The 5,287-nt window shown below is 48.2% G+C and carries 3 protein-coding genes; all 3 read left to right on the top strand.

Going from position 1 to position 5,287, the window contains the following annotated elements; translation table 11 throughout:
- The first annotated feature begins 507 nt into the window (after positions 1 to 507).
- The 3 genes from Q8O92_14475 (at position 508) to Q8O92_14485 (ending at position 5,128) form a co-directional block, all read left to right on the top strand.
- Complete coding sequence (locus tag Q8O92_14475; protein MDP2984521.1) at positions 508 to 1,557, top strand: hypothetical protein; 1,050 nt, start codon at positions 508 to 510, stop codon at positions 1,555 to 1,557.
- Between the two features lie 527 nt (positions 1,558 to 2,084).
- Positions 2,085 to 3,392 (top strand): carboxypeptidase-like regulatory domain-containing protein, encoded by a 1,308-nt coding sequence (locus tag Q8O92_14480; protein ID MDP2984522.1) that lies wholly within the window; start codon positions 2,085 to 2,087, stop codon positions 3,390 to 3,392.
- Between the two features lie 314 nt (positions 3,393 to 3,706).
- On the top strand, positions 3,707 to 5,128 hold the full coding sequence (locus tag Q8O92_14485; protein MDP2984523.1) for a hypothetical protein: 1,422 nt from the start codon (positions 3,707 to 3,709) through the stop codon (positions 5,126 to 5,128).
- Positions 5,129 to 5,287 lie beyond the last annotated feature (159 nt).

The following is a 5,287-nucleotide window of genomic DNA, read 5'->3' on the forward strand; positions in this document are numbered from 1 at the left end:
GGGGCAGGAAAAGACTGTGGAGCAACGACATCCCTTGCCCCTTCGGGGGAAAGGGACCGAGGGTTAGGGGGCTGAAGTAAAAAACTCATCACTTTTTATGTAAAACACGACTTTTGCAAAAGGCTCTTCAGATTAAGAAAATATAGCCAAATATTCTTTTTCTGACAATAATATTATCCCCGGATGTATTTTTTTGTTGACTCTCCGGGCTGTTACCATTATTCTTAATTCTTATGGAAACATAGACATATTGACAAAAGGTAAGGCACGGCATGGCTACTCCATCCGAAGAGATGTATTTTCCCATACAACTCTCATACCTGTCGATTCAATTCGGTCTTTTGATGTCTTCATCAAAGTAAAGAGGTACAAACTTCTGGGAAAGTACAATTCCCTGACCGATGAGGCAAAATATAATGTCAAAAGTCAACCGTCATGACAGCATGTGAAAAGCGAAATTTTCTCTCCGGGTGTGTTTCATTGCATTCTGTTTCCCGAAGGCATTTTTTGCAGTACTCCTTTTGCATTCCTTCGCTTTCCATAGCCGCCTTTTTATCGTGCGGATTCAACAGAAAATCTTCCGGAATCCGCTATCTTGACTCCCTGCATCATATCCTGAAAGAGATCCGCAGTAAGGAGGAGTCCCCTATTCGCGATGCCTCCGATCTCTTCGCACAGGTCCTGATTAACCGTAATCGCTGTTTTCTGGCCGTTTCCGACCCGCTGAATCCAGGATACTATGCCGAAGGAAGCTTTGGGCTGCCTCCGGTTTTCGTGCTCCTCCGTTCCCGGGAAATGGCTGTTACCATACGGGAAGGAGACGCGCTCCTCACCACGGTGGCCGGAGAAATCCCCGAACTGGCGAAAAAACAGGGAGCGACAGTGGTTGGATTGCCCGGCGCCGCCTCTGCAAAAAACTCCAGCCCGGTTCTGCTCGCAATCGTCACTGCCCTTGCCGGGGAAATATACCGGAGATCGGAAGGAGTTGGCCGCACGGGGAACCAACCGCCGCACGACGCCATTCGTTTTCTCGACACCATCAGTAGCCGCCTTAAAAATTTAAAAAAACAGAGAGAAAATCTCCGTCAGGCTGCGCTCCTGGCCGGGGAAAAAATCCAACGGGGAGGAACCCTTTGGCTTTACGATGGGAGAGGAATGTTCGCCCGTGAAATCGAAGAGGGTTCGGGAACTCCCGGCTTTGCCAAAATCATTACTCCCATGGGAATTACCGATGGCACACTCCGTGAGAAGGATGCACTGGTTTTCGCCTCTCTCACATCGAACGCTCCGGAAGAGATTCATCTTATCAGGATGGCACGGGGTATAACGAATGGGATAGTCACTATCTGCCCCCACGAGGAGAGCGGGGGATACCGCCTCTACCGTGAATCACCTTCCGGCCTGGATAATATGAGCCCGGAAAAAGAGGGGATTGAAACCTTTGACAACGGCGCCAGGACATTTCTCCATACCGGGGGAGTACTGAACCTTGCGATATTCGGGATGTTGGTGGGGGAAATCACCGCTTTTCTGGATTCGCAAGGGAAAAAAATATAGAGCCGCTGGTACGCGGAAAGCGTGTAAAAAAACTTATGAATAATTCAGCTAGCCCGGATTATTCATAAAGTTACATAGGTATTATCTCAACTTATTTTTAAACAAACACTTAAGCCTACTTTTTGAAGGCAGCCCCCTAAATCCCCCAAAGGGGGACTTGGTATGGTAAAGATAATAACATGTAAGTTTAACAAAATTGTAAAATAACTGTTAGGCTTTGTCTTTCTCCCCCCTTGGGGGATTTAGGGGGCTGTAGTTTTAAAGCTTACAAAAAGAAAATCCTTTTTTATGAATAATCCGGGCTAGGTTCAATAATTAATTATTATATTATATCATATCATAATATTGATGATTTTTTTACTTGACTTTTTCTCTTTATTCATTTTTCTTATATTTTGTAAAGTATCCTTGCTGTCATCGTGCGTGCGGCTTCAAGTTCTCAATAGACTATTTTCATTTTATAATCTGTAAACTTGCATCCCCTGGACACAGTGTCACCTGCCTCGTTTATACAGGGATCTGCTTCCATGAAAATTTATCTGGAAATTGGCGCTGTACTCACATTAATTTTCCTGGTGTCCCTATCAGCCGCTATTATTAATTGTTCCAAAGCGGACGTAACCACCAGCCCTACAGACCTTGTACTCAATTACAGCCTGACAGGGAAAGTAGTAAATCAGAACAATACGCCAGTAAGCGGCGCGGTGGTTACGATACTCAGAAGCGGATTTAAAATAAACAGCGCTGCCTCCGGTTCGGACGGTGTATATACTTTCTCAAAACTGGATCCCGACAGTTATTCGATCAATGCCACGATGACAGGCTATACGTTCGGACAGATACTTGCGAAAGTAGATGAGAACAGCGGCGGATCTGTCCAGAGTATTATGCTGACTGAATTAGCTGCATTGAAAAATCGAGTAGAACAAACCGTTTCCCTGCAGGACATCACACAAAGATCCGTTGAAATAAAAACTTCATATCAAGCCGATGTAAGCGCCGGCGGTACCACAACCACATCCAAAACCCAGGTTGCGTCGGTCGTTATCCCCCAAAACACCGTTATAACGATCAATGGCGGAGCAGCCGTTGATCCGGTAAAGATAGCCGTCTCCCCCATGTATCTGGATCAGATACCCCCATCACCTTCAAATGAATTGCAGGTCGGCGCAATCATACTGGAACCGATAAATGCTAAATTTGATAAGCCGTTGGATGTAAAATTACCGGTTGATGTTCAACTGCCGCCTGGGTTGGCAATCCCGGTGAAAAAATTTGATAATGGCGTATGGAGAGAAATCGGTACCGCTGTCATCGACAATACCGGCCTCGGTGCAGATACCAAGATACAGGAATTTGGTCAAATTGCCATTCAGCCGGCAGCGGCGCTCGATTTGATTACAAACGCGCCTCAGATTACAACTGGCGAAACCAAAGACATTCCCGCAAATCAGAAACAATTAGAAGTAAAAATTTCCAATCAAATAACCTTTGATCAGGGTTTACCCCAGGGCATCACTACAAAATACGCCCTGTCATTGGTTAAAAAACGAGAGGGAACCCAGACAGGCGATAATCTTTCCCTCTCTATTTATCTTCCTGCAATTGAAGGCCAGGCGAAGCCTGCCGCCATTCTTTCCAGCGAAAAAGCCGAAGTCTGGGTTCAGAAATGTACTATAACAATGGTCAACATTTCTGTCTCGAAAACCATAACACTCAGGATCACTGCAGGCGGACTGACCTATTCCTTCCCCATCACCTATACGTACAGAACAACTGAACCACAGATCAATTGTACCAGTACCTGGGTGGCGCATATTCAGGGAAGTATTTAAAAAGCTCATGTCCACCTCATTAAATCTTTCCCCGCTAATCTCCTTTCCTCCTTGATAATCCCCCCGACATTCCACTATCTTCTTATGAAAAAGTTGGCAGATCGTTAAGATCCTGAAACGGTTTTATCGTTGCCGTTTCTCGGGAACGGTGAAACCGTTTCGGCATCTAATTTGAAAAGAAAAGTAATAAAATATGTCGTCATATCTTCATATTTGAATCGCTCAATTTAGCCCGAATTCATCAACTTCCTTAATTATTCTCACAACTTATCCCGATTCCAGGCATCTCATCCACATCAATCAAGGAGACAGACATGAAACGCAGAAAAATGCTTCGCTTCATCCCCGCATCGATCGCATATCTTACAGGCGCGTCGTCCATATCCCGGGCGTCTGAAGAGCACCGGGACACCCGCTCTACCCGGGGTTCGGAACCACTGGCAATTCAGTACACGAAGAAGCTGCGCGAGCATCTGATGGGGATTCGTCAGACCCAGACTGAGGACCTGATGGAAGGCGCCTACGCCATCGCCCGCACGATCGAGAAAGGCGGCACCTGCTGGCAGGAATGGGACGCCGGACATACAAACGCAGACATGTATCCCGAGCGCAACGGCCTCCCGGAGATATTCGCCGACGGCTACAATCCCGCGAAAGCCAAGAATGGCGACCTTGTGCTTGCGCGCTCGGCGGATACGCGGCTTACCGATGACCTCGCGAAGAAGGACATCTTTGTGATCGGAGCGCCAAGCCCATGGAGCGGAGACGCCCAACATCCTGAGCTTCTCAGGGATGAGGTCCGCAAACTCCAGCTCTGGCCTTACGCCGATGTCTGGATCGAGACACAGGCCGACACCATAGACGGTGCGGTCACGGTTCCCGGCATGACTGCCCCAATCGGCCCGTTCACCGGTGTCGACGGCCCGGTCATGATGTGGATGATGGTTGCTGACGCCTGCCGTATCCTTGCCCGCAACGGAAAGAGCCTGCCGGTAAGAGGCGACGAGCCGAAGGTGACCGGGAAGTCGGTTGACTGGCAGAGTTTCTCCGGTTGGGTGAGCCTTAACGACCCGCTCATGGACAACTATTTCGATGAGGTTATGAACCAGATCGAGCTCATCGGCGCAGAAATGGGAAAAATACGGAAGATAGCATCGATGGCAATGGATGCTGTCATGGGCGGCGGACGCATATATTGCTACAGCCGCTTCAGCTCAATCGCACAGGATGCGAACACGCGCCGGAGCGGTCTTTCCATCACTCGCGGAATAATGGACAGGGACGGAAACCTGTGGGACGGTCAAAAGAGCATGCTGTTCGAGGGCGGAACACCGAAAGATTGTGTCATAATGGGTATTCTCAAGCCGGACGACCCTTTGGACCTCAAGTACCTCGACTACTTCAGAAAGAAGGGGATGAAAATCGCTTCCCTTGGGACCATGACACGTGCCATGCACGAGCCTGACGGCCGAACGATACCGAAGGAAACTGACGTCCACGCCGGCAGGATGTGCGACACGTACGGCCTCTACGCGGTACCGGGCTTCGAGCAGAAGATATGCCCCACATCCGGTGTTATCCTCAACCAGTTCTTCTGGGCGGTCATGATGGAACTCGTGGAGCAGTACATGGAACGCACCGGCGGCGATATACCGGGCGTCATGTCTTCAGCCGCGCTCAAGGGCGGAAGGGAGCACTACCGCAAGTGGTATAACCTGGACCAGGAGAAATACTGATCTCTTTGTAAATTTTTAAAAAATATCCATTGACAAATTGTTAGCTGTATATTAGTATTAAAGTTACTATTGTCAAGATGGTCAAACAGTTAACTTGGTCAATGTTATAGAGGAGGTGATAGTTTGGAATAAAGTACTCGAAAGCGAACTCTACCACGA

Source organism: Candidatus Latescibacter sp. (genome assembly GCA_030692375.1).
Classification (GTDB): Bacteria; Latescibacterota; Latescibacteria; order Latescibacterales; family Latescibacteraceae; genus JAUYCD01.